The following is a 22943-nucleotide window of genomic DNA, read 5'->3' as shown; positions in this document are numbered from 1 at the left end:
CTTGGGCCGGGAATCATCCGGCCTTCTCGACGAATGAGACTGGTTGCGTCTGTTTTCCCTCTTTCCGGCAAATCGGCCCTGGTCGATCGGCAAGCTGGCGAAAAAGCCCCGAGGCATGATGCTTGCGGGCACGACAGCGCAGCCGCGCGGACGGAGCCGTCCGCCGCCTTGTCGTTCCATGACAATTTATCCGACGGCAGGTTGCGCCCTGCCGCCATTGATGTTTGCGGCCACAAGGCCGCGTGAAAGAAGATTATTTTGACCAACGAAAACACAGCGGAACTGAACGGTTTCGCAGCACTTGGGATTTCCGGCGCGCTGCTCAAGGCGACCCATGCCGCCGGCTTCACCGATCCGAAGCCGATCCAGATGCAGGCGATCCCGCCGCAGCTCGAGGGGCGCGATATTTTCGGTATCGCCCAGACCGGTTCGGGCAAGACGGCGGCCTTCGCGCTGCCGATTCTCTCGAAGATCATCGGCCTCGGCACCAAGCGCCGGCCGAAGACGACGCGGGCGCTCATCCTGGCGCCGACGCGAGAGCTAGCCGTGCAGATCGAGGACACCATCAAGATCCTCGCCAAGGGCGCGCATGTCTCGACCGCGCTGGTGCTGGGCGGCGTCTCGCGCTTCAGCCAGGTGAAGAAGGTTGCGCCCGGCGTCGACATTCTGATCGCCACGCCCGGCCGCCTGACCGACCTGGTGCGTGAGGGCGACCTCATCCTTGCCGATACCAAATGGCTGGTGCTCGACGAGGGCGACCGCATGCTCGACATGGGCTTCATCAACGACGTCAAGCGTATCGCCAAGGCGACCGCGCCGGACCGCCAGACGGCACTGTTCTCGGCCACCATGCCCGATGAAATCGCGGAGCTTGCCAAGGGCCTGCTGAAGAATCCCGTCCGTATCGAAGTCTCGCCGCAAAGCACCGCTGCGGTCGAGATCGTGCAGAGCTTGGTGCTCGCCCGCACCAAGCAGAAGCGCCAGGTGCTGTCCAAGATGCTGGCCGACGAGGCGATGCGTTCGGTGATCGTGTTCTCGCGCACCAAGCATGGTGCCGACCGCGTCACCAAGGACCTTGCCCGTGACGGTTTCGAGGCGGCCGTCATCCACGGCAACAAGTCGCAGAACGCGCGCCAGAAGGCGCTCAACGATTTCCGCGACGGCTCGGTGCGCATCCTGGTCGCGACCGATATCGCGGCGCGCGGCATCGACGTGCCCGGCATCAGCCATGTCGTGAATTTCGACTTGCCTGACGAAGCGGAGAGCTATGTCCATCGTATCGGCCGCACCGGCCGCAACGGCAGGGACGGTATTGCGATCACGCTGTGCGATCCTTCGGAAAACGCCAAGCTGCGGCAGGTCGAGCGCATCATCCGCATGAAGCTGCCGGTCGTCGCCGACCATCTCGGCAGCCCGGATCCGCAGCGCGACCCCAGGGAAAAGACCGAGCGTCATTTCGAACCGGCCAATGACCGCGAGCATCACGGCGCCCGCCGCGATGGCCGCCGCCCGGGCAACGGTGGCGACAACAAGCGTTTCGGCGGCAAGCCTCATGGCGAGCGCGCTCCGAAGCCGCAGGGCGAACGCCCGGCTGCGGCCAAGCCGAATGGGTCGAGCAAGCCCGACGGATTCAAGCGTTTCAAGGGCAACAACAAGCGCCGCTTCGGCGGCAAGCGTCCGGCGAACCGGGCCGCTTGAGCCTAGAGCCGGACGATTTCAGGTCGAGTCGACCTGAAATCTGAATCCGGCTCTAAATCAAAGAGATAGAGCATGATGTCGTCCGAAATCCGCTCCACACTTTTCGGCATCATGCTCTAGCAGAACCACGCGAACAGGAGCGGCCGGAGCGATGCTTCGGCCGTTTTCCATTTCACTGGCCTAACTTCACTGGCCTGATTGCTGCTGCATCAACGCCTTCACCCACACCACGATACGCTGGGTGAGGAAGGCTGTAGTCTGCGGCGACAGCACATCGCCGGCGATGACGTGATTGTCCGGATCGCCGGTATCGTCGACCGGCACCAGCTCGTGCGGACCGCCCCAACGCTCGGCGATCTCACGCGTCCGGTCCGACCGCACCACCTTGTCGGAATCCGAGAAGATGAAGAGGGCAGGGATTTTCGCCTTCTCGACCGGGGCCTCATAGGCGAGATTGGTGAGCGCCGCCATCGGCAGCACCGCCTTCATGGGATATTTGGTGGTCCAGAATTTCTCGTGCAGCGCGTTGCGCACAGGAAAACTGCGCTCCTTGCCGCCGACAAGCTCGGCGATCTGCCGGCCCCAGGGCATGGTGAGAACCTCGGCGCCGGAGGCCTTGACGCCGAAATTCGGCGATATGAATGCGATAGCAGCGACACCGTCCGATGCATCCGGCCGGGTTGCAGCCCATGCTGCGAGCGAGCCGCCGGTCGAGGTCCCGATGACGATCACCTTGTCACCGATGGCACGGCCGATGGCCAAAGCCTCCTCATAGTCGTTGACCCAGGCATTGACGCTGCCTTGCGCCATGGCCCCGCCGTCCTGGCCGTGGCCGGTCAGGCGCGTGTAGAAGAGGTTGGCGTCCAGCTCCTCCGCAATGTCGTCCGGCAAGGGGCGGACCTCGCCCTTCGAGGCGGAAAAGCCATGGATATAGACGATGGCCAAGGGCGTCTTGGCATGGACCATCGGGTTCGCCCAGATGATCTCCTTGTCGAGGCCGTCGCGGATGTTGGGCACGGCAGCCTCTTCGCGCGCCAGATAGGCCTGCGGATCATCGCCGATCGCCGACGGATTGAACCGGATTGTGGTGTCGACCGGCACGCGTGGACCGAGGAAGAAAACGGCTATCAGGACGACTGCAAGGCCAAGCACTGCCAGCACGATCCGCCGCCCCATTACAATCTCCCAGCAATGATTCTCAACCTATGGCCGTACCCGCCGGCAGGCAATCGCCGCTTCGCCGGTTTATGCCGCCTTGTCGCGGGATGGGTTCTTGTCGCCGGGCAGCCTGCGATCGAAATGCAATGGCCGTCCCCACCAGTGGGTGGTGAGCCCGATGACGAAGCGGCCGATCGGCCGCGGCAGCAGGCCGAGCACCTTCAACGGCAAGCTTATGTGGTACGGGAAGGTGACTTCGAAGCCGCCCTTCCGGATGCCGCGAGCCATGCGGCGCGACGCGCGATGCACAGGCATGAGGCCCGGCATCGGCAGCCTGTTCTTTTCCGTCAGCGGCGTGTCGACAAAGCCCGGGTTGATGACCTGGATGCGGATATTCATCTTGTCGAAATCGTATTTCAGCGACTCCGCCAGGATGTTGATCGCGGCCTTGGTGCCGCCATAGGCCGCCGTGGTCGGCCAGCCCGAATAAGCGGTGACCGATCCCACCAGAACGATATGGCCGCGTCCGCGCACGCGCATATGCTCGACGACAGGCACCACGCCGTTGACGATGCCGAAATAGTTCACGGCAAAGGAGCGGTGAAAATCGCGCACAACCAGATTCTCGCCGGGGGTGGCGATGTAGTTGCCGGCGTTGAAGACGGCAAGCACGATGGGGCCCATCTGCTCCTCGATTGCGGCGGCCGTACGCGCCATGCCCAGCTCGTCGGTGACGTCGCAGGGAAAGGATTTCACATGTCCGGACATTTGCGCCGTTTCGACGACCAGCGTGTCGGCCGGATCTTCGGGCAGAGAGGTCACCGCGACGGCATAGCCTTGATTGGCAAGATCCTTGGCCAACGCGCGGCCAAGCCCGCTGCTGCCGCCCGTGATCCAGGCGACACCGTCCTTCGGATTGGCCCGGTAGAGTGTCATGCGATGTCCTGCGAATGTTCGGGCTTGCTGTAGCGGCGAAGAAATCGAATGAAAAGAGCGCTTTTGCGCTTGGCGTTGAAATGATCGCAAGCATTGCAGCGTCCAGAATGCGACTGGACCAGACAAAATCTTACCTTGAAACCGAGGCGTCCGGTTTTTAGGGTCTCGCCGCACACATAAAGGAATCCCGCATGCCCCGTTCTGTGATCGAAGCGATCGGCAACACGCCCCTGATCCGGCTCAATAAGGCTTCGGAAGCGACCGGCTGTGAGATCCTCGGCAAGGCCGAGTTCATGAATCCGGGGCAATCGGTAAAGGATCGGGCCGGCCTGTTCATCATCCGCGATGCCGAGCAGCGCGGCCTGCTCAAGCCCGGGGGGCTGATCGTCGAAGGCACTGCCGGCAACACCGGCATCGGTTTGACGTTGGTCGCCAAGGCGCTTGGCTACCGCACCGTCATCGTCATCCCCGACACGCAGAGCCAGGAAAAGAAGGACACGATCAAGATCCTGGGCGCGGAGCTGATCGAAGTGCCGGCGGTGCCCTACAAAAACGCCAACAATTACATAAAACTGTCCGGCCGCCTTGCCGAGCAACTGGCGCGCTCGGAGCCGAACGGCGCGATCTGGGCCAACCAGTTCGACAATGTCGCCAACCGCGACGGCCATGTCCGCACGACTGCCCAGGAGATATGGGCCCAGACCGGCGGCAAGATCGATGGCTTCGTCTCGGCCGTCGGCTCCGGCGGCACGCTTGCGGGTGTCGCGCTCGGGCTCAAGGGCAAGAGCAAGGACGTCAAGATCGCGCTCGCCGACCCGCTGGGTGCCGCCCTCTACAGTTTCTACACCAGCGGCGAGCTGAAATCCGATGGCAGCTCGATCACCGAAGGTATCGGCCAGGGCCGCATCACCGCCAATCTGGAAGACTTCACGCCGGATTTCTCCTACCAGATCCCGGACGAGGAAGCTTTGCCGATTATCTTCGACCTGATCCAGGAAGAGGGGCTCTGCGTCGGCGGCTCGACCGGCATCAACATCGCCGGAGCCGTCCGGCTGGCGCGCGAGCTCGGACCAGGCCACACCATCGTGACGATCCTTGCCGACTACGGCACGCGCTACCAGGCCAAGCTCTTCAATCCGGAGTTCCTGCGCGGCAAGAACCTTCCAGTGCCGGGCTGGATGGAAGAAAAAGCCGATATTTCAGTGCCGTTCGAAAAGGTGGCATGATGGCGTACAAAACCGAGGCGCAGTTTCGCGACGACGCCTATCAGAAGACGGCGGAGGCCGAGGTCGTCGCGATCAACGATCGTGGCGGCATCCTTCTCGATCGGACAGTCTTTTATGCAACATCCGGCGGGCAGCCGGGCGACACCGGGACGTTTGAGCGCGCCGATGGCGGCCGCATCGCGATCGCCGCCACCATCACCGGCGAGACCAAGGACGAGATCGTCCATGTGCCGGCGCCGGAGCAGGCGCTGCCAGCGGTCGGCGAAAAGCTGAAACTCCTGATCGACTGGGAGCGGCGGCACCTCCTGATGCGCATGCACTCCGCCTGTCACCTGCTGACTGTCGTTTGCCCTTTCCCAATCACCGGGGCAGCGGTCGCAGAGGACGACAGCCGCGTCGACTTCGACATTCCCGACGCCGGCTTCACCAAGGAGGATGTGACGGCGAGGCTGATGGAGCTGGTGCGCGCCGACCATCCGATCTTCACCCGGCTGATCACCGACGAGGAACTCGCCGCCAATCCCGGCTTGGTCAAATCGAAGAACGTCCGCCCACCGGTCGGCACCGGCAAGATCCGCCTGGTCTGCATCGGCGACGACGGCTCGATCGACAGCCAGCCATGCGGCGGAACGCATGTGAGGTCGACCGGCGAGGTTGGCGAGATTCATATCGGCAAAATCGAGAAGAAAGGCCGCGAGAACCGGCGCTTCCGCATCCGATTCGGACCGATGCCGGCGAACTGACGTTAAAGCTGGGCGGGGCAGGAGAATAAAATGGCGCAGGACAGTCCCTTCATCGTCGACGCCGATTGGCTGGAAAAGCGACTTGGCGAGCCGGGTCTCACCATCATCGACGCCTCCTGGTACCTGCCGGCGCAAAAGCGCGACGCCCGCGCCGAATACGATGCCGCCCACATTCCCGGAGCGCGCTTCCTCGACCAGGACGCAGTTTCCGATCCGGATTCGAAACTGCCGCACACATTGGCATCGCCGCAGCACTTCGCCCAATATGTCGGCGCCATGGGCGTTTCGGCTGACGACACCATCGTCGTCTATGACGGGCCCGGCCTGTTCTCGGCACCGCGCGCCTGGTGGATGTTCCGCGTCATGGGCGTGTTCCAGGTCTACATCCTGAACGGCGGCATCGATCGCTGGAAGGCCGAGGGGCGACCTGTGACGGCCGAGCCGACAAAAATCGCGCCGAGCGTCTTTTATCCCGATTTCGATGCCGGACGTGTTGTCGGCCTCGACGAGATGCGCGGGATCGTCGGCAGCCATGAGAGCCAGATCGCCGACGCGCGCTCGGCCGGCCGCTTTGCCGGAACCGATCCGGAGCCGCGTCCGGGCGTCCGTTCGGGCCATATGCCGGGTGCGCGTAATGTTCCGGTCACGGCGCTAGCCGAGAATGGCGAGCTGCTGCCCAAGGACCGTCTGCGCAAGGTGATCGAGGATGCCGGCATCGACCTCTCGAAGCCCGTTGTCACGTCCTGCGGCTCGGGCATCACGGCGGCGGCGATCACGCTGGCGCTCGAGACGCTCGGCCACACCGATAACCGGCTTTACGATGGATCCTGGACTGAGTGGGGCGGTCTCAGCGACACGCCAGTGGTGACGGGGAAAGAATGATGGAAAACGGCGCGCTGCAGGATATCGAAGTCACGGTCACATTCCTGGAGATGCACGCGGCTCCGGCGGTTTCGCCGCCGATCCCTTACAATCGCCAGATCGCGCTGCTGAAGACGAAAGATATCCCGCTTCATTTCTACCGCTATCTGATGGATCGCGTCGGTCGCAAATGGCATTGGGTCAATGTGCTGAGGCTGAGCGACGAGGAGCTTGCCGCCGGCTTGCACCGCGAGGACCGCGACATCCGCGTGCTCTATCTCGACGGTGCTCCCGCCGGTTTCTTCGACCTGAAGCCGCATCTGCCTGACGAGGTGGAGCTCGCCTATTTCGGCATGATGGAGCATGCGCATGGTCAAGGCATCGGTCGCTGGTTCCTCGGCGCCGCGATCTCGGCGGCCTGGGCGCACGGGCCAAGGCGCGTCACTGTGCAGACCTGCACGCTCGATCATCCGGCAGCTCTTCCGCTTTATCAGAAGCTGGGCTTCACGCCCGTGGCGCAGAAGAGGGAGGTCGTGCATCCGCTGACCTTCGCCGAGCGGTCGGCCAGCGTCATGCGAGACTAGAGCAATTCCAGGACTGGTGAGAACGGTTCCGCCAGTCAGGAATCGGGTGGGAGGCATTGTCGCCAAGGCATAATTTCCGAACATCGACACGGAGATTTCGCCATGAGCATCCAGTTCAAAGCCTTGCCGACCGAAGCCGTGCGCGCCTTGCAGCGGGGAGGGCCCGATGCCTACGGCCGCACCCCGGAGCACCGCATCTCCGAGGGCGACGGCGTGCCATGCAGGCATTGCCTCAGGAACGTCGCCGAGGGTGACGGCTATCTGATCGTTGCCTACCGGCCGTTTCCGGAACTGCAGCCCTATGCCGAAACCGGCCCAATCTTCCTGCATGCCGAGGAATGCGAGCGCGCAGCCGAAGGGGATGCGCTGCCGGAGATGCTCGAAAGCAGCGACTATATCGTCAGGGGTTACGGCAGGGACGATCGCATCGTTTATGGCAGCGGCGCCGTCACGCCGACCGGCGAGATTGCCGCCCGCGCGCGGACGCTGTTTGGGCGCGACGACATCGCCTACATCCATGTCCGCTCGGCCCGCAACAATTGCTATCAATGCCGCATCGAGCGGGCATGACCAAAAAAGAAGCCCGCCGATGGTCGGGCGGGCCGTTGGAGGGTCTGACAGAAGCTGTCGGGCCAGTGCCGTCCGGGCCGGACTTGCCCGACCCGGCAAGCAGCTCAGACCGCCAGTAACGGTCCGTCTCTAGGCAGCTTTCTCGTCGAGCGAATGTGAAGCATTTCACACAAGACCGCATAATGGCGGAAGAACGAAAAGAAGCGCATTTGCAAGGCCGTCGTATTCTCGTCGTACTACTGCGCTAAAACGCAGCGGTTGCGATGTGTCGACCGCGGATGGACCGGCGGCAGATCGCGACAGTCGAGGAAGCGGGGCTTTTTGCTCCGCTTTTTTGTTGACCGGATTTTTCGACGGAAGCGCAGTTTCCGCGCAAGAAAAAGCCCGCCGGAATGACCCGGCGGGCGACTGAAGGAAATCGTTGCGAATTATCAGGCGGCAAGGACCGCCTTCGGTTCGACCATTTCGTAGCCGAGCGCCTCAGCGACGGCGCGGTTGGTGATCTTGCCCTTATGGACATTGAGGCCGTTGCGCAAATGGTGGTCGTCGACCAGCGCCTTGAGGCCCTTGTCGGCGAGCTGCAGGCCATAGTGCAGCGTCGCGTTGTTGAGCGCGTGCGCCGAAGTGACCGGCACGGCGCCAGGCATGTTTGCGACGCAATAGTGGATCACGCCGTCGACCTCATAGGTCGGATCGGCGTGCGTCGTGGCATGCGAGGTCTCGAAGCAACCGCCCTGGTCGATCGCGACGTCGACCAGCACCGAGCCCTTCTTCATACCGGAAAGCATTTCGCGGGTGACGAGCTTGGGCGCCGCGGCGCCCGGGATCAGCACGGCGCCGATGACGATGTCGGCCGAGAAGCATTCTTCCTCCAGCGCTTCGACGGTCGAGTAGCGCGTATGGACGCGGCCGCCGAAGATGTCGTCGAGCTGGCGAAGACGCGGGATCGAGCGGTCGATAATGGTGACGTCGGCGCCGAGGCCGACAGCCATCTTGGCCGCATGCAGGCCGACGACGCCGCCGCCGAGCACGGTGACCTTGCCGGGCAGCACGCCGGGCACACCGCCGAGCAGCACGCCGCGGCCGCCATTGGCCTTCTGCAGCGCAGTCGCGCCGGCCTGGATCGACAGGCGGCCGGCGACTTCCGACATCGGCGCGAGCAGCGGCAGGCCGCCGCGGTCGTCGGTCACGGTCTCATAGGCGATCGCGGTGACGCCCGAGCCAAGAAGACCCTTGGTCTGCTCCGGATCCGGAGCCAGATGGAGATAGGTGTAGAGGATTTGGCCGTCGCGCAGCTGGACCCATTCGTTTGGCTGCGGTTCCTTGACCTTGACGATCATGTCGGACTTGGCGAACACGTCGGCGGCCGTCTTGGCGATAGTGGCGCCGGCGGCGCGATAGGCGTTGTCGTCGGCGCCGATGCCGGCGCCAGCACCGGTCTCGACCAGCACTTCATGGCCATGCGCGACATATTCGCGGACCGAGCCCGGCGTCAGGCCGACGCGATATTCATGGTTCTTGATTTCCTTGGGGCAGCCGACACGCATTTTTCTTCTCCCTGTCCGCGCCCTTCAGGGGGCGCTCTCACTGTCGCTCGTGCATGTCACCGGGTCGAAAATGCGGAGGGTGGACACGCAGTAACCGCAGTCAACCACGAATCGTTCCGTATGTGTTTGCGAATGCACTTGCGGCAACGGTCGCTCTTCGATAATCGTTGCGCAAAATGACTTGAAATTCGCAGGAACTACGAAAAATGCGGCTCGACAGGATTGATATCGCCATTCTGGAGACTTTGCAGAAGGATGGCCGGATCCCCAATGCGGCGCTCGCGGAGAAGGTCGGCCTTTCCCAATCGGCCTGTTCGCGCCGGCTCGACAATCTGGAGAAGTCCGGAACCATCCGCGGGTATCACGCGCGGCTGTCCAATTCCGCGCTCGGCCACCAGATGACGGCGATCGTGCACATATCGCTGTCGGGGCAATTCGAAAAGACGCTGTCGGATTTCGAGGCGGCGATCAAGCGCTGCCCGAACGTGCTCTCCTGCCATCTGATGTCGGGCGAATACGACTACATCCTGCGCATCGCGGCGAAGGATCTCGTCGACTATGAGCGCATCCACAAGGAATGGCTGTCAGCCATGCCGCACGTCACCAAGATCAACTCGTCCTTCGCGCTGCGCGAGATCGTCGATCGCACGGCGGTCGGGCTGCGGCCTGAGATGGCTTAAGCTACCTTATCTTAAAGCTGTTTCGGTTCAAATGAATTGATACAGCAATAACTCGTTCTAGCGACCCACATTTAATATTATTTTGGATCCGCTGGTACGTGGGGGTGTGCAAGGTGTTGGTCTAGTGATTTGATTGGCCTGCAAAGGTTGCACTGTAAAGGGGAGGGGATGACGAATGGCAGATGAGAGTGGGAGTTATTCGATATCGATCGATGGGCGGTGGTCTCTAGAAGATCTTTATAAGTTTCCCAGAGCATATGAGCAGGTATACTTTGCAATGGAAGCGGTATTACCTTCCGAAATTCCGGGAGAAGAGCAACGGATTTTCAGGGCTTTTCGTGCTTATCCCTGGCGCGGGGGCTATAGCGCGGTCAATTTTTACAACCAACTCAAATACGCGACGCCCCCACATCGTCGACCGACAGTGGCATCTATTCGCTACAGTTCGCCTGGTTGGATCGAGCTGATTGTAAATCAACCACTGGCCTATCATGTTGGTGTGATCATCATGGCCGTCGCTGGCGGGATCAAGTATTGCAACAGTGTATATCATAGGATTTACACTGACATGCAAAATCGACAGCTTCTTCGAATGGAGGTTGAGTTAAAGAGGGTGTCCGTAACTGCAGAGGAACTGAAGATAGTAGCCGAAAGCGCCGACGAGATGGCTCGGTTGGTTGGGCTGCCATCTGCGGATGCTTTGCACGCTCGAACGGGTGATCCACTTATATCTTTGAAAATACTTTTCAGTATATTCCGACGTGTTCGTTTACTGGCGGAGTATAAAGACAATGGAAAGGCGGACTTTCCACGACTGCCCGGTGACGATAACAAGGGGGATTTATTTTAACTGCGACGTGAGCGCGGGTATCTGGTTGGTCAACTAACCCACGAAGTCCTCCGTCACCACCTTGCTCATCGGAATGTCGTGCGGCTGCGGGTAGATGGTCGGGATGCGCTGCAATTCGTAGCCGACGCCGATGACTAGCGGCCTGAACGGCATTGCGGCAAGCGTGCGATCGTAAAACCCGCCGCCATAACCCAGCCGATAGTTACCTGGATCGATGCCGACGATCGGCGAGATCACGATGTCGGGCAGCACCGGGTCGCCCTCGGCCGGGATCGGAATGTTCCACACGCCCTTTTCCAGCCGGTCGCCCTGTTTGTAGGCGCGAAACACCAGCGGCTGCCCCTTCTCGATGACGACGGGCAGCGCGGTGCGCCCACCGCGATCGTTGATCGAGGCCATCCAGCCACGCAGATCCGGCTCGCCGCGAAACGGCCAGTAGAGGCTGACCATCCGGCCGGCTATGTCGCCGATCAGTGCGTCGAGGCCTTCCGCGATGCGTGCCGACATCGCGGCGCGCGCATCGGCTGAAACGGCGAGGCGCCCGGTGATGAGCCGCTCACGCTCTGCCTTGCGCCATCGCCGAACATCCGTCCAGTCGGAGAGCGGCTCCCGGTATTCCGGGTCGAGTTCGTGCATGAAGCAGGGCGGTGAGGCGTATTGGGCCGGGCCTTCGTCGTCGTGTTTGTCGGCCATGCTTGGCTCCTGTCGTTTTGTTTCACGCTATACTCGCGCCTGTGCGACCGCATGTGCATTCACGACGCCCCACGACGACTCCCGGGCATGACCGTTGCCATGCGCAATATTGTTGCAGTGCACAAAAATACTTACATCACCGGTAGGATTGCACTTGGCGAGGTGGAATGAAATGAGCGAAACCGAGCATAAAGTCGTTGTCGTTGGCGCCGGCTTCGGCGGCCTCGAACTCACGCGCGCGCTGGCGGGAGCTCCGGTGCGCATCACCATGATCGACAAGCGCAACCACCATCTCTTCCAACCGCTGCTTTACCAGGTGGCGACGACGTCGCTGGCGACCTCGGAAGTCGCCTGGCCGATCCGCCATCTTCTGCGCAGGCGCAAGGACGTGACGACGCTTCTCGGCAATGTCACCGGCGTCGACCGCGCCGGCAAGCGCGTGCTGATCGAGGACGGCGGCTCGATCCCCTATGACACGCTGGTGCTCGCCACCGGCGCGCGCCACGCCTATTTCGGCCATGACGAATGGGAGCCGTTCGCGCCGGGTCTGAAGACGCTTGAGGATGCCACGACGATCCGGCGCCGTATCCTGCTCGCTTTCGAGCAGGCCGAGCGCGAAACCGATCCGGCCAAGCGCCAGGCACTGCTGACTCTGGCCATCGTCGGCGGCGGGCCGACCGGTGTCGAGCTCGCCGGTACCATTGTCGAGCTCGCGCATGACACGTTGCGCGGCGAGTTCCGCAACATCGATCCAAGCCAGGCGCGCGTCGTGCTGATCGAAGCCGGCGACCGGATCCTGGCCAATTTCGCGCCGCAGCTTTCCGACTATGCCCGCAAGGCGCTGGAACGGTTGGGCGTCACCATCGAGCTCGGGCGTCCGGTCACGCACCTCGATGCCGAAGGTGTCGTCTTCGGCGACACGCGCTTGCCGGCAAGGACGATCATCTGGGCGGCCGGTGTTGCCGCTTCGCCGGCGGCCGAATGGCTGGGGGCGCCGGCCGACCGGGCGGGCAGGGTGATCGTCGAACCGGACCTCACCGTGCCGGGCAATCCCGACATTTTCGTCATCGGCGACACCGCGCATGTGCTGCGGCCGGATGGAAAACCGGTGCCGGGCGTGGCGCCTTCCGCCAAGCAGGAGGGCAAGCATGTCGCCGCGACGATCAAGGCGCGACTTGCCGGCGACACGGCGACGCGTCGCTTCCAGTACCGGCATGCCGGCGACCTGGCGACGATCGGCAAGCGCGCCGCGGCAATCGATTTCGGCTGGATCAAGCTCACCGGCTGGCTCGCCTGGTGGCTCTGGGGCATAGCGCACATCTATTTCCTGATCGATTTCCGCAATCGCCTGGCGGTCTCGCTTAGCTGGCTATGGATATACTTTACAGGCCAGCGCAGCGCGCGCCTGATCACGCAGGGCGACGACGACAAAAGCTGATTCCCAGGCCGCCGCCTGCGGCAGCGGAGATGCTTGATGGCCGATCGCGGTTTCATTCCGTCGCCTCAAGAGGGTGGCTTCGCACTCTGCGGCCAGGCCCTCTTGCGCAGGCGCCGTTGGCCGAAAGCGCCAGGCAAAAAGCGGTTAACTGGAACGACTGCCGTCGCTCCCCCCTCTGGTTCAGGCCGTCCGCATGGGATAGTTTTAGCCATGCGTTATGTGATCGTCATCGCCTCCATCACCTTCTTCCTGTTCTGGGACGGACTCTACAATCGCGGCCACTACCTCGATGTGACCGTGCGGGAAGTGTCGCGCATCGTGCGCTATGTTACCGGGTAAGGTCTCGCCGATTTCGCATCGCGGGCGCGACATCGTTGCCGGTTGACGCCTGGGCATTGCTCCCACAAAAACGCCGCTGAAGCGAAGACCAGGGAGGCTGGCTTGATCCGGCACATCGTTTTCTTCAGCGCGCGGCGCAAGGAAGATGTCGAGACTGTGCGCTCAGGCCTGCTGGCGCTCGGCAAGATTCCGCACTCGAAGCATTTCGAGGTGACGCTCAACACCAAGGTCGATCAGTTCTCCAATGCGATCGATGTCGTCGTCTATGCCGAGTTCGAGGACGAGGCGGCGCTTGCCGCTTACAAGGCGCATCCGATCTATGCGGATACAACCAGCAAGGTGAAGCCGCTGCGCGAACTGCGCTATTCGGCCGATGTCGTGGCCGCTGCCTGAAGCGGCAGAGCACGGTCCGTCGGGCCGCCGCTCTTGAACAGCCGGCCGGAATGAGGCACACCGCGCCGGCATGACCAGAAACTCCGCCCATCCGCTTGACCATCTCGTGCTGCCGACACCGAGCCTCGATGCCGTCCGGTCGCGTCTGACCTCGCTCGGCTTTGTCGTCGCGCCCACAGGCATCCACCCGTTCGGCACTGAGAATGCCTGCGTCTTTTTCGCCGACGGCACCTATCTCGAGCCGTTGGCGGTAGGAGATGCGCAGGCGACGGAACAGGCGATTGCGGCCGGCAATGTCTTCGTAGCGCGCGACCGCCTTTATCGCGAACGACTGGGCGATGAAGGTTTTTCCGCCGTCGTGCTTGGAACCGGCAATGCCGATGCCGACCATATGCGTTTTGTCGAAGCCGGTCTGTCGGCCGGCGATACGCTGCGTTTCTCGCGCGCGTTCACAGATGCGAACGGAAAGAGCGACACGGCATCCTTCAAGCTGGCCTTCGCGGTCGGCAAGGGAGCGACGGACGCCTTCCTCTTCGCCTGCGAGCGCGTGAACCCGCCGAAGATCGATCGCACGGCGTTGCAGGCCCATGCCAATGGCGTGACCGGCATCGTCGAGGTGATCGCCGTGAGCGATGTGCCTTCCGCACAGATCGCATTGATCTCGATCGCCGCCGGGTCGGAGGCAGACGGCGACATGGTGCGGTTGCCGAATACAATCTTGAGCGTGGTCACGCCCGAGAGCTACGCGCAGCGCTTCGGCCTGGCGGCCGAAGCCTCATCGCATTTACGGTTTGAGGCGGTTGTTTTCTCGATCCGCGACAAAGCTACAGCGGCGCACGCGCTTGCGGCCGGGGCCATCGATCACAACATGAGCGGCACTGACATCGTCGTTCCACCGGCGCGCGGGCAGGGCGCCGCCTTCATCTTCCGGGAGATCCCATGAGCAAGCCCCTGGCGCCCAATTCATCGGTAACCGTCGGCAAGGTCGTCTTCGCCAACAATGCGCCGCTGTCGCTGATCGCCGGCCCGTGCCAGCTTGAATCGCGCCAGCACGCTTTCGACATGGCCGGCGCGCTGAAGGAACTGACGGAACGGCTGGGAATCGGCCTCGTCTACAAGACCAGTTACGACAAGGCCAACCGCACCTCGCTGTCGGCGACCCGCGGCGCGGGACTCGATGCGGCGATGCCGATCTTCGACGATCTGCGCAAGGAGTTTGGCCTTCCTGTGCTGACTGACGTCCACAACGAGGAGCAATGCGCGATCGTAGCACCCCATGTCGATGTCCTGCAGATCCCCGCCTTCCTGTCGCGCCAGACTGACATGCTGGTCGCCGCCGCCAGGACCGGCAAGGTCATCAACGTGAAGAAGGGGCAGTTCCTCGCGCCGTGGGACATGAAGAACGTCGTCGCCAAGATCACCGGCTCCGGCAACCCGAATGTGCTCACCACCGAGCGCGGCGTCTCGTTCGGCTACAACACGCTGGTCTCGGACATGCGCGCTCTGCCGGTCATGGCCGAGATCGGCGCCCCGGTGATCTTCGATGCCACCCATTCCGTGCAGCAGCCGGGCGGGCAGGGCGGCTCCTCCGGCGGCGAACGGCGCTTTGTCGCGACGCTCGCGCGCGCGGCCGTTGCCGTCGGTGTCGCCGGCGTCTTCATCGAAACCCATCAGGACCCGGACAATTCGATGTCTTCGGATGGCCCCAACATGGTGCCTCTCAAGGACATGCCGGCGTTGCTGGAAAAGCTCATGGCCTTTGATCGGATTGCCAAGGGCCACTGATTGCAGCGGCGGACCTCGATCCGGCGCCGGCTTGTGGTGAGCGGGGGCTGCCTCACCGACAGCCGAGCAAATCATCGGGAACCTTAGCGCGCTCCTCTCATTGTCGGTGCAGGCATTCAACGAGAGGAGCACCATCATGACTACTCCGTCCGGGCATACCGAAGCCATTGCCGCCTCGCGCGTCATCGGCACGTCGGTCTATAACACCGAAGGCAAGAGCATCGGCAGCATCGAGGACGTGATGCTCGACAAGATGTCGAATGGCATTATGTTCGCCGTGATCGGCTTCGGCGGCTTTCTCGGTATGGGCGAGAAATACCACGCCGTTCCGTGGGCGACGCTCGACTATGACGAGGACAGAGGCGGCTACGTCGTGCCGTTCACCAAGGAACAGCTTCAGGCCGCGCCCGCCTATTCGATCGACGAGCTGACCGGCGCCGACGGCGAAGCCGCCCGCGATGCTTCATTCCAGTATTACCATGTGAAGCCCTATTGGCATTGATCGCAGATCGGCAAGCTGGGAATCGAAAGGCCCCCGACACAAAGCCGGGGGCCTTTGACGTTTAGCTACTCCGCCGCGTTGAGAGTCGATAGCTCCACCGAGCTCTGCTGGGGTTTCTGATCGTCGCATGATGTCAGGAACGCTGCCGCGATCAGGAACAAACTCACGATACCGCTCAACTGGGACATGGCGAAACTCCTCCTGTTTCGCCCCGCGCGAACGCGACCATAGATGAGATGGTCACACAGCGCGCATGACTTATGATGACAGAAAATTGCGGTTCGTGAATCACGCCCGCGGCAATAAATGCGGGCCCGCCGATTGCCTTTTGCTCTGCTTTGGCTAAGAGGGGCGCGACGCTTCAATCGATCAATCGGGGACATCGCAAATGACCGCCATCATCGACATTGTCGGGCGTGAAATCCTGGACAGCCGTGGCAATCCGACCGTCGAGGTCGACGTGGTGCTGGAGGACGGCTCCATGGGCCGCGCTGCTGTGCCGTCGGGCGCATCGACCGGCGCGCACGAGGCGGTCGAAGTCCGGGACGGCGGGCCGCGCTATCTCGGCAAGGGCGTGCAGCGCGCCGTCGAAGCGGTGAACGGCGAGCTGTTCGAGGCGATCGGCGGCATGGAAGCCGAGAACCAGATCCATATCGACCAGACGATGATCGAGCTCGACGGCACGCCGAACAAGAGCCGCCTCGGCGCCAACGCCATCCTGGGCGTATCGCTGGCGGTCGCCAAGGCCGCGGCCGAGGCCGCCGGCCTGCCGCTCTACCGCTATGTCGGCGGCACCAAGGCGCACATCTTGCCGGTGCCGATGATGAACATCATCAACGGCGGCGCGCATGCCGACAACCCGATCGACTTCCAGGAGTTCATGATCCTGCCTATCGGCGCGCCGACCCTGCGCGACGGCGTGCGCTGGGGCTCGGAGATTTTCCACACGCTCAGGAAGAAGCTGAAGGACGCCGGCCACAACACCAATGTCGGCGACGAGGGCGGCTTCGCCCCCAACCTGAAGAGCGCGCCTTCGGCGCTCGATTTCATCATGGAATCGATCGAGAAGGCAGGCTTCAAGCCGGGCGAGGATGTCGCGCTCGGCCTCGATTGCGCGGCGACCGAGTTCTTCAAGGACGGCAATTACGTCTATGAGGGCGAGAAGAAGACCCGCGATCCGAAGGCGCAGGCCAAGTACCTTGCCAAACTCGCTGCCGACTATCCGATCATCACCATCGAGGACGGCCTTGCCGAGGACGATTGGGAAGGCTGGAAGATCCTGACCGACCTGATCGGCAAGAAGACCCAGCTCGTCGGCGACGACCTCTTCGTCACCAACACGGCGCGGCTGCGCGACGGTATCCGCATGGGCGTCGCCAATTCGATCCTGGTCAAGGTCAACCAGATCGGCTCGCTGACCGAGACGCTTGACGCCGTCGAGACCGCGCACAAGGCCGGCTACACCGCCGTCATGTCGCATCGCTCGGGCGAGACCGAGGATTCGACCATCGCCGACCTCGCCGTCGCCACCAATTGCGGGCAGATCAAGACCGGCTCCCTGTCGCGTTCGGACCGCATGGCCAAATACAACCAGCTCATCCGCATCGAGGAAGAGCTCGGCAAGCAAGCACGCTACGCAGGCAAGTCGGTGGTCAAGGGCTGATCCAGCCTGTTCGGACAGTCTGGGCGGATCATTCCCGCCCTTTTTCGTTCCGGCGATCCTCGATAAGGGTCGTCCGTAACCGTCCATTAAGCACAATCGGGCGAAATACGATTCATGGCCGCTTGCGTTCGCGGCCGCGAGGGTTCGGGTCATGTGGACACGTCAGCACAAGCAGAGAAACACCGGCAGGTTGATCATCCCCTCGCTTTGCGTGCTCTTCCTGGCCTATTTCGGCTTCCATGCCTATCACGGCGAATTCGGCATCTATTCCAAATATCGGCTGCAGGCCCGTGCGGTTGAATTGCAGGCCCAGCTTGACGCCGTGAAGGCGCGCCGGATCGACTTCGAGCGCCGTGTCCAGCTGATGCATGAGGGTACGCTGGAGAAGGATATGCTTGACGAGCAGGCCCGAAAGGCGCTCAATCTGTCCCATCCGGACGAAATCACCATTATGTTGCCTGCCTCGACGAAATAACCAAATTTCGGTTAATCGCCTTTATTTTCAATGATTCTAATCGCTTAGATGCATGCCAGCCATGCGTTTTTCAGCATGGCGCAATGCATCCTTGCATGTTAGCTTTCCGCTATCGGTGGGGAGACGATCGATCTCCCTGAATGTCCGCGAAGAGACGCCAACAGGGAGTGACGCATGGCCACCGCCGCCAAAAAAGCGCCCGCAAAATCCAGATCCGACAAGCAGCCCAATCTGTCAGCGCCCAAACCGGCGGATTTCACCAAAGAAGAAGAGCTTTCCGCCTACCGGCACATGCTTTTGATCCGCCGCTTCGAGGAGAAGGCGGGCCAGCTCTACGGAATGGGCTTCATCGGCGGCTTCTGCCACCTCTATATCGGCCAGGAGGCCGTCGTCACCGGCATGAGGATGGCGCTGGTCGAAGGCGACCAGATGATCACCGCCTATCGCGACCATGGCCACATGCTGGCGATGGAGCTGTCGCCGCGCGGCGTCATGGCCGAGCTCACCGGCCGCCGTGGCGGTCTTTCGAAGGGCAAGGGCGGCTCGATGCACATGTTCTCCAAGGAGAAGCATTTCTATGGCGGCCACGGCATTGTCGGCGCGCAGGTGTCGCTCGGCACCGGTCTCGCCTTCGCCAACCGCTACCGCGACAACAAGAATGTCTCGCTGACCTATTTCGGCGATGGCGCCGCCAACCAGGGCCAGGTCTATGAAAGCTTCAACATGGCCTCGCTGTGGAAGCTGCCGGTGATCTACATTATCGAGAACAACCGCTACGCCATGGGCACGTCCGTGTCGCGCTCGTCGGCCGAGACCGACTTCTCGCATCGCGGCGCTTCCTTCAAGATTCCCGGCATCCAGGTCGACGGCATGGACGTCCGCGCCGTGAAGTCGGCGGCCGATCTCGCGACCGAATGGTGCCGTGCCGGCAACGGTCCGCTCATCCTCGAGATGCAGACCTACCGCTATAGAGGCCATTCGATGTCCGACCCGGCGAAATACCGCTCCAAGGAGGAGGTGCAGAAGATGCGCTCCGAGCATGACCCGATCGAGCAGGTCCGGGTGCGGCTGCTCGACAAGAAGTGGGCAAGCGAGGACGAGCTCAAGGCCATCGACAAGGAAGTCCGCGACATCGTCGCCGACGCCGCCGAATTCGCCCAGAACGACGCCGAGCCGGATCCGTCCGAGCTCTGGACCGACATCGTACTCTAGGAGAGGGCAAGGACATGCCGATCGAAATTCTCATGCCCGCGCTCTCGCCGACGATGGAAGAGGGCAATCTTTCCAAATGGCTGAAGAACGAAGGCGACAAGGTCGTCGCCGGTGACGTCATCGCCGAGATCGAGACCGACAAGGCGACGATGGAGGTCGAAGCTGTCGACGAAGGCACGCTGGCCAAGATCGTGGTTCCCGCCGGCAGCGAAGGCGTCAAGGTCAACGCGGTCATCGCCGTGCTTGCCGTCGACGGCGAGGACGTCGACAAGGCCGGCGAGGGCATCGGCGAAGAAGAGCCCGCCAAGGCTGAAAAAGCCGCGCCGGCCCCGGCGCAAGCTTCGGCCAAAAGCGAGGCGTCCGCCGCTGTCGCCGCCGCGCCGAAGGCGGAGATCGCCGCCGATCCGGATATTCCTGCCGGCACCGAGATGGTTTCCACCACGGTGCGCGAAGCGCTGCGTGACGCCATGGCCGAGGAGATGCGCCGCGACGGCGATGTCTTCGTCATGGGCGAGGAAGTCGCCGAGTACCAAGGCGCCTACAAAATCACGCAGGGCCTGCTGCAGGAATTCGGGCCGAGGCGCGTCGTCGACACGCCGATCACCGAGCATGGCTTTGCCGGCGTCGGCGTCGGCGCCGCGATGGCGGGGCTGAAGCCGATCGTCGAGTTCATGACCTTCAACTTCGCCATGCAGGCGATCGACCAGATCATCAACTCGGCCGCCAAAACGCTCTATATGTCCGGCGGCCAGATGGGCGCGCCGATCGTGTTCCGCGGTCCCAACGGTGCGGCTGCCCGCGTCGCCGCGCAGCACTCGCAATGCTATGCCGCCTGGTACAGCCATATCCCCGGCCTGAAGGTGGTGATGCCCTATACGGCCGCCGACGCCAAGGGCCTGCTCAAGGCCGCGATCCGCGACCCGAACCCGGTCATCTTCCTGGAGAACGAGATCCTCTACGGCCATTCCTTCGACGTGCCGAAGCTCGACGACTTCGTGCTGCCGATCGGCAAGGCGCGTATCCACAAGCAGGGCAAGGACGTCACCCTCGTCTCCTTCGGCATCGGCATGACCTATGCGCTCAAGGCGGAAGCCGAGTTGCGCGGCATGGGCATCGACGCCGAGATCATCGATTTGAGAACCATCCGCCCGCTCGACTTCGACACGATCATCGCCTCGGTGAAGAAGACCAACCGTCTCGTGGTGGTGGAAGAAGGTTTTCCGCAGAACTCGGTCGGCGATCACATCGCCAACCAGGTCTCGCAGCGCGCCTTCGATTTCCTCGATGCGCCGGTGATCACCATTGCCGGCAAGGACGTTCCCATGCCTTACGCGGCGAACCTCGAGAAGCTGGCGCTGCCCAACGTCGGCGAAGTCGTCGAGGCCGTCAAAGCCGTCACTTATCGCTGAGCCGGTCGGGAGGACATCATGCCAATCAACATCACCATGCCGGCGCTCTCCCCGACCATGGAAGAGGGCAATCTGTCAAAATGGCTGGTCAAGGAAGGCGATAAGGTTTCGCCGGGTGACGTGATCGCCGAGATCGAGACCGACAAGGCGACGATGGAGGTCGAAGCCGTCGATGAAGGCACAGTCGCCAAGCTGGTGGTTCCGGCCGGCACCGAAGGCGTCAAGGTCAACGCGCTGATCGCCATCCTGGCCGGTGAAGGCGAGGATGCCGCGGCCGCTGCCAAGAGCGGCGGCGGCGCCGCGCCCAAGGCCGAAGCGCCGAAAGCTGATGCCCAGAAGGCCGAGCCGCCCAAGGAAGCCCCCAAGCCGGCAGAAGCCGCGGCGGCGCCCCCGCCGGCGAAGGCCGAGCCTGCTCCCGTCGCCAACGGCCACGCCGCAGGCGATCGCGTCTTCGCATCGCCGCTGGCCCGCCGCATCGCCAAGGATGCCGGCGTCGACGTGACCGCGCTGACCGGTTCCGGCCCGCATGGCCGCGTGGTGAAGGTCGACGTCGAGGCGGCGATCGCTTCCGGCGGCGCTCCGGCTGCGAAGGCGCCCGCCGGCACCCCGTCCGCTCCGGCCGCAGCCAAGCCGATGTCGGACGACCAGGTGCTGAAGCTGTTCGCCGAAGGCTCCTACGAGCTCGTGCCGCATGACAACATGCGCAAGACCATCGCGCGTCGCCTGGTCGAGGCGAAGTCCACCATTCCACATTTCTATTTGACGCTGGACTGCGAGCTCGACGCGCTGCTTGCGCTGCGCACGCAGCTCAATGCCGCAGCCCCGATGCGGAAGACCGAGAAGGGCGAGGTTCCGGCCTACAAGCTCTCGGTCAACGACATGGTCATCAAGGCCATGGCGATGGCGCTGATGGCGGTGCCGGACGCTAACGCCTCCTGGACCGACAGCGCCATGGTCAAGCACAAGCACGCCGATGTCGGCGTTGCCGTGTCGATCCCCGGCGGCCTGATCACGCCGATCATCCGGCATGCAGACGAAAAGACGCTGTCGGTCATCTCCAACGAGATGAAGGACCTGGCCAGCCGCGCCAGGAGCCGCAAGCTGAAGCCGGAAGAATATCAGGGCGGCACGACGGCGGTGTCCAATCTCGGCATGTTCGGCGTCAAGGACTTCGCCGCCGTCATCAACCCGCCGCATGCGACGATCCTGGCGGTCGGCGCAGGCGAGGAGCGGGCGGTGGTCAAGAAGGGCGAGATCAAGATTGCGACCGTTATGTCGGTGACGCTCTCGACCGACCACCGCGCCGTCGACGGCGCGCTCGGCGCGGAACTGCTTGGCGCCTTCAAGCGCATGATCGAAAACCCGATGGGCATGCTGGTGTAAGAAGGGAAAAGGCGGTGCGGAAATTCGTCACCAGCCTTTTCACCCTGATTATTTTTAATCCCGACGGCGAGCTCTTCGCATGCTGGCGCGTTAGGCGCTCGCAGCCAGCTTTCGGCAAGGGTGGGGCAATCGCATGAAGACAATTCTCTGTTATGGCGACTCGCTGACCTGGGGCTATGACGCCGCCAATCTCGGTCGCCATGCGCTAGAGGACCGCTGGCCGAGCGTGCTTGGGGCTGAACTCGGCAACGATGTCGAAGTCATCGCCGAAGGCCTCAACGGCCGCACCACCGCCTTCGACGACCATCTGGCCGGCGCCGATCGCAATGGCGCCCGCATTCTGCCGACGATCCTGACCAGCCATGCGCCGCTCGATCTCGTTATCGTCATGCTCGGCTCCAACGACATGAAGCCTTGGATTCACGGCAATCCGGTCGCAGCCAAGCAAGGCGTGCAGCGGCTGATCGATATCGTGCGCGGCCATGACTATCCGTTCGACTGGCCGGCGCCGCAGATCCTCGTTGTCGCGCCGCCTGTCGTGACACGCACCGACAATGCCGAATTCAAAGAAATGTTCGCCGGCGGTGACGACGCCTCCAAGCGACTTGCGGCCCAATATTCGGCGCTGGCCGACGAGGCCGGCTGCGGCTTCTTCGACGCCGGCACGGTCGCAACCACCACGCCGCTCGACGGCGTCCATCTCGATGCCGAGAACACGCGAAACATCGGCAAGGCTCTGGCGCCGCTCGTGCGCGTCATGCTCTCGCTCTAACCCTCAGAAAGATCAGGGAGAAAACC

24 protein-coding genes are annotated in these 22943 nt (G+C 62.8%); 20 read left to right on the top strand and 4 right to left on the bottom strand.

All coding sequences use genetic code 11. From position 1 onward, the window contains the following. Positions 1-258 precede the first annotated feature (258 nt). Positions 259-1698 (top strand): DEAD/DEAH box helicase, encoded by a 1440-nt coding sequence (locus LB520_RS21005; protein WP_224608817.1) that lies wholly within the window; start codon positions 259-261, stop codon positions 1696-1698. A gap of 186 nt (positions 1699-1884) precedes the next feature. Here the strand turns inward: LB520_RS21005 and LB520_RS21000 are convergent, their stop codons facing one another. Continuing rightward, a complete protein-coding gene (locus LB520_RS21000; protein ID WP_224638959.1) occupies positions 1885-2874 on the bottom strand; it encodes an alpha/beta hydrolase in 990 nt (329 codons plus the stop codon). Between the two features lie 69 nt (positions 2875-2943). Further along, entirely contained in the window at positions 2944-3792 is an 849-nt protein-coding gene (locus LB520_RS20995) for an SDR family NAD(P)-dependent oxidoreductase (protein ID WP_224638951.1), read from the bottom strand. A gap of 191 nt (positions 3793-3983) precedes the next feature. Here LB520_RS20995 and LB520_RS20990 point away from each other — a divergent pair, with 191 nt between their 5' ends. The 5 genes from LB520_RS20990 (at position 3984) to LB520_RS20970 (ending at position 7776) form a co-directional block, all read left to right on the top strand. Continuing rightward, a complete protein-coding gene (locus tag LB520_RS20990) occupies positions 3984-5018 on the top strand; it encodes a cysteine synthase A (RefSeq protein WP_095765481.1) in 1035 nt (344 codons plus the stop codon). Further along, the gene (locus LB520_RS20985) at positions 5018-5761 is read left to right on the top strand and encodes an alanyl-tRNA editing protein (RefSeq protein WP_224639087.1); all 744 of its coding nucleotides are present in this window, start codon (positions 5018-5020) and stop codon (positions 5759-5761) included. The genes LB520_RS20990 and LB520_RS20985 overlap by 1 nt, the downstream gene beginning before the upstream one ends. 30 nt (positions 5762-5791) lie before the next feature. Continuing rightward, on the top strand, positions 5792-6643 hold the full coding sequence (gene sseA, locus LB520_RS20980) for a 3-mercaptopyruvate sulfurtransferase (protein WP_224638949.1): 852 nt from the start codon (positions 5792-5794) through the stop codon (positions 6641-6643). Then, positions 6643-7206, top strand: a complete 564-nt coding sequence (locus LB520_RS20975) for a GNAT family N-acetyltransferase (protein WP_224638947.1) — start codon at positions 6643-6645, stop codon at positions 7204-7206. The genes sseA and LB520_RS20975 overlap by 1 nt, the downstream gene beginning before the upstream one ends. A gap of 102 nt (positions 7207-7308) precedes the next feature. Next, positions 7309-7776 (top strand): DUF1203 domain-containing protein, encoded by a 468-nt coding sequence (locus LB520_RS20970; protein ID WP_224638945.1) that lies wholly within the window; start codon positions 7309-7311, stop codon positions 7774-7776. A gap of 431 nt (positions 7777-8207) precedes the next feature. Here LB520_RS20970 and ald read toward each other — a convergent pair whose 3' ends face one another. Further along, the gene (gene ald, locus LB520_RS20965) at positions 8208-9323 is read right to left on the bottom strand and encodes an alanine dehydrogenase (RefSeq protein WP_095765477.1); all 1116 of its coding nucleotides are present in this window, start codon (positions 9321-9323) and stop codon (positions 8208-8210) included. 206 nt (positions 9324-9529) lie between these two features. Here ald and LB520_RS20960 point away from each other — a divergent pair, with 206 nt between their 5' ends. Together LB520_RS20960 and LB520_RS20955 are read left to right on the top strand one after the other, a co-directional pair. Next, on the top strand, positions 9530-10003 hold the full coding sequence (locus LB520_RS20960) for an Lrp/AsnC family transcriptional regulator (protein WP_040982960.1): 474 nt from the start codon (positions 9530-9532) through the stop codon (positions 10001-10003). Positions 10004-10178: 175 nt separating this feature from the next. Further along, positions 10179-10853 carry a hypothetical protein gene (locus LB520_RS20955; RefSeq protein ID WP_224638938.1) on the top strand — a complete coding sequence of 225 codons (675 nt, stop codon included), beginning with the start codon at positions 10179-10181 and terminating at the stop codon, positions 10851-10853. 33 nt (positions 10854-10886) lie between these two features. Here the strand turns inward: LB520_RS20955 and LB520_RS20950 are convergent, their stop codons facing one another. Further along, on the bottom strand, positions 10887-11546 hold the full coding sequence (locus tag LB520_RS20950) for a 5-formyltetrahydrofolate cyclo-ligase (RefSeq protein WP_224638936.1): 660 nt from the start codon (positions 11544-11546) through the stop codon (positions 10887-10889). A gap of 172 nt (positions 11547-11718) precedes the next feature. On the opposite strand from LB520_RS20950, the gene LB520_RS20945 reads away from it, so the two are divergent. The 12 genes from LB520_RS20945 to LB520_RS20895 all read left to right on the top strand — a co-directional run bounded on the left by LB520_RS20945 (position 11719) and on the right by LB520_RS20895 (position 22917). Then, a complete protein-coding gene (locus LB520_RS20945; RefSeq protein ID WP_224638935.1) occupies positions 11719-12984 on the top strand; it encodes an NAD(P)/FAD-dependent oxidoreductase in 1266 nt (421 codons plus the stop codon). 210 nt (positions 12985-13194) lie between these two features. Next, entirely contained in the window at positions 13195-13323 is a 129-nt protein-coding gene (locus LB520_RS29175; protein ID WP_263481783.1) for a hypothetical protein, read from the top strand. Between the two features lie 102 nt (positions 13324-13425). Further along, complete coding sequence (locus LB520_RS20940; protein ID WP_224530134.1) at positions 13426-13716, top strand: Dabb family protein; 291 nt, start codon at positions 13426-13428, stop codon at positions 13714-13716. Positions 13717-13786: 70 nt separating this feature from the next. Then, a complete protein-coding gene (locus tag LB520_RS20935) occupies positions 13787-14659 on the top strand; it encodes a VOC family protein (RefSeq protein WP_224530137.1) in 873 nt (290 codons plus the stop codon). Next, entirely contained in the window at positions 14656-15501 is an 846-nt protein-coding gene (gene kdsA, locus LB520_RS20930) for a 3-deoxy-8-phosphooctulonate synthase (protein ID WP_224530140.1), read from the top strand. Before LB520_RS20935 ends, kdsA begins: the two co-directional genes overlap by 4 nt. A gap of 136 nt (positions 15502-15637) precedes the next feature. Beyond that, positions 15638-16003 (top strand): PRC-barrel domain-containing protein, encoded by a 366-nt coding sequence (locus LB520_RS20925; protein ID WP_095765629.1) that lies wholly within the window; start codon positions 15638-15640, stop codon positions 16001-16003. A gap of 388 nt (positions 16004-16391) precedes the next feature. Further along, positions 16392-17666, top strand: coding sequence for a phosphopyruvate hydratase (eno, locus tag LB520_RS20920; RefSeq protein WP_140542896.1), 1275 nt, complete (start codon positions 16392-16394; stop codon positions 17664-17666). Between the two features lie 151 nt (positions 17667-17817). Then, positions 17818-18141 (top strand): FtsB family cell division protein, encoded by a 324-nt coding sequence (locus LB520_RS20915; RefSeq protein WP_140646243.1) that lies wholly within the window; start codon positions 17818-17820, stop codon positions 18139-18141. Positions 18142-18315: 174 nt separating this feature from the next. Next, positions 18316-19353, top strand: coding sequence for a pyruvate dehydrogenase (acetyl-transferring) E1 component subunit alpha (pdhA, locus tag LB520_RS20910; protein ID WP_224638932.1), 1038 nt, complete (start codon positions 18316-18318; stop codon positions 19351-19353). Positions 19354-19367: 14 nt separating this feature from the next. After that, positions 19368-20762 carry a pyruvate dehydrogenase complex E1 component subunit beta gene (locus tag LB520_RS20905; protein ID WP_095765468.1) on the top strand — a complete coding sequence of 465 codons (1395 nt, stop codon included), beginning with the start codon at positions 19368-19370 and terminating at the stop codon, positions 20760-20762. 18 nt (positions 20763-20780) lie between these two features. Then, positions 20781-22145: a pyruvate dehydrogenase complex dihydrolipoamide acetyltransferase gene (locus LB520_RS20900; RefSeq protein ID WP_224530143.1), complete on the top strand. Its 1365-nt coding sequence runs from the start codon at positions 20781-20783 to the stop codon at positions 22143-22145. Between the two features lie 133 nt (positions 22146-22278). Then, entirely contained in the window at positions 22279-22917 is a 639-nt protein-coding gene (locus LB520_RS20895; protein WP_224530145.1) for an SGNH/GDSL hydrolase family protein, read from the top strand. Positions 22918-22943 lie beyond the last annotated feature (26 nt).

The sequence above is a fragment of the Mesorhizobium sp. CA12 genome (assembly GCF_020165255.1).
Lineage (GTDB): Bacteria > Pseudomonadota > Alphaproteobacteria > Rhizobiales > Rhizobiaceae > Mesorhizobium.
Note: the sequence above shows the minus strand (reverse complement) of the source record. Positions and strands in the feature narration are given on the sequence as shown.

What these genes read in the sequence shown, in the direction of transcription:
- LB520_RS21000 (WP_224638959.1), bottom strand. Translation starts at nt 2,874, where the DNA reads ATGGGGCGGCGGATCGTGCTGGCAGTGCTTGGCCTTGCAGTCGTCCTG.
- LB520_RS20995 (WP_224638951.1), bottom strand. Translation starts at nt 3,792, where the DNA reads ATGACACTCTACCGGGCCAATCCGAAGGACGGTGTCGCCTGGATCACG.
- LB520_RS20990 (WP_095765481.1), top strand. Translation starts at nt 3,984, where the DNA reads ATGCCCCGTTCTGTGATCGAAGCGATCGGCAACACGCCCCTGATCCGG.
- LB520_RS20985 (WP_224639087.1), top strand. Translation starts at nt 5,018, where the DNA reads ATGGCGTACAAAACCGAGGCGCAGTTTCGCGACGACGCCTATCAGAAG.
- sseA (WP_224638949.1), top strand. Translation starts at nt 5,792, where the DNA reads ATGGCGCAGGACAGTCCCTTCATCGTCGACGCCGATTGGCTGGAAAAG.
- LB520_RS20975 (WP_224638947.1), top strand. Translation starts at nt 6,643, where the DNA reads ATGGAAAACGGCGCGCTGCAGGATATCGAAGTCACGGTCACATTCCTG.
- LB520_RS20970 (WP_224638945.1), top strand. Translation starts at nt 7,309, where the DNA reads ATGAGCATCCAGTTCAAAGCCTTGCCGACCGAAGCCGTGCGCGCCTTG.
- ald (WP_095765477.1), bottom strand. Translation starts at nt 9,323, where the DNA reads ATGCGTGTCGGCTGCCCCAAGGAAATCAAGAACCATGAATATCGCGTC.
- LB520_RS20960 (WP_040982960.1), top strand. Translation starts at nt 9,530, where the DNA reads ATGCGGCTCGACAGGATTGATATCGCCATTCTGGAGACTTTGCAGAAG.
- LB520_RS20955 (WP_224638938.1), top strand. Translation starts at nt 10,179, where the DNA reads ATGGCAGATGAGAGTGGGAGTTATTCGATATCGATCGATGGGCGGTGG.
- LB520_RS20950 (WP_224638936.1), bottom strand. Translation starts at nt 11,546, where the DNA reads ATGGCCGACAAACACGACGACGAAGGCCCGGCCCAATACGCCTCACCG.
- LB520_RS20945 (WP_224638935.1), top strand. Translation starts at nt 11,719, where the DNA reads ATGAGCGAAACCGAGCATAAAGTCGTTGTCGTTGGCGCCGGCTTCGGC.
- LB520_RS29175 (WP_263481783.1), top strand. Translation starts at nt 13,195, where the DNA reads ATGCGTTATGTGATCGTCATCGCCTCCATCACCTTCTTCCTGTTCTGG.
- LB520_RS20935 (WP_224530137.1), top strand. Translation starts at nt 13,787, where the DNA reads ATGACCAGAAACTCCGCCCATCCGCTTGACCATCTCGTGCTGCCGACA.
- kdsA (WP_224530140.1), top strand. Translation starts at nt 14,656, where the DNA reads ATGAGCAAGCCCCTGGCGCCCAATTCATCGGTAACCGTCGGCAAGGTC.
- LB520_RS20925 (WP_095765629.1), top strand. Translation starts at nt 15,638, where the DNA reads ATGACTACTCCGTCCGGGCATACCGAAGCCATTGCCGCCTCGCGCGTC.
- eno (WP_140542896.1), top strand. Translation starts at nt 16,392, where the DNA reads ATGACCGCCATCATCGACATTGTCGGGCGTGAAATCCTGGACAGCCGT.
- LB520_RS20915 (WP_140646243.1), top strand. Translation starts at nt 17,818, where the DNA reads ATGTGGACACGTCAGCACAAGCAGAGAAACACCGGCAGGTTGATCATC.
- pdhA (WP_224638932.1), top strand. Translation starts at nt 18,316, where the DNA reads ATGGCCACCGCCGCCAAAAAAGCGCCCGCAAAATCCAGATCCGACAAG.
- LB520_RS20905 (WP_095765468.1), top strand. Translation starts at nt 19,368, where the DNA reads ATGCCGATCGAAATTCTCATGCCCGCGCTCTCGCCGACGATGGAAGAG.
- LB520_RS20900 (WP_224530143.1), top strand. Translation starts at nt 20,781, where the DNA reads ATGCCAATCAACATCACCATGCCGGCGCTCTCCCCGACCATGGAAGAG.
- LB520_RS20895 (WP_224530145.1), top strand. Translation starts at nt 22,279, where the DNA reads ATGAAGACAATTCTCTGTTATGGCGACTCGCTGACCTGGGGCTATGAC.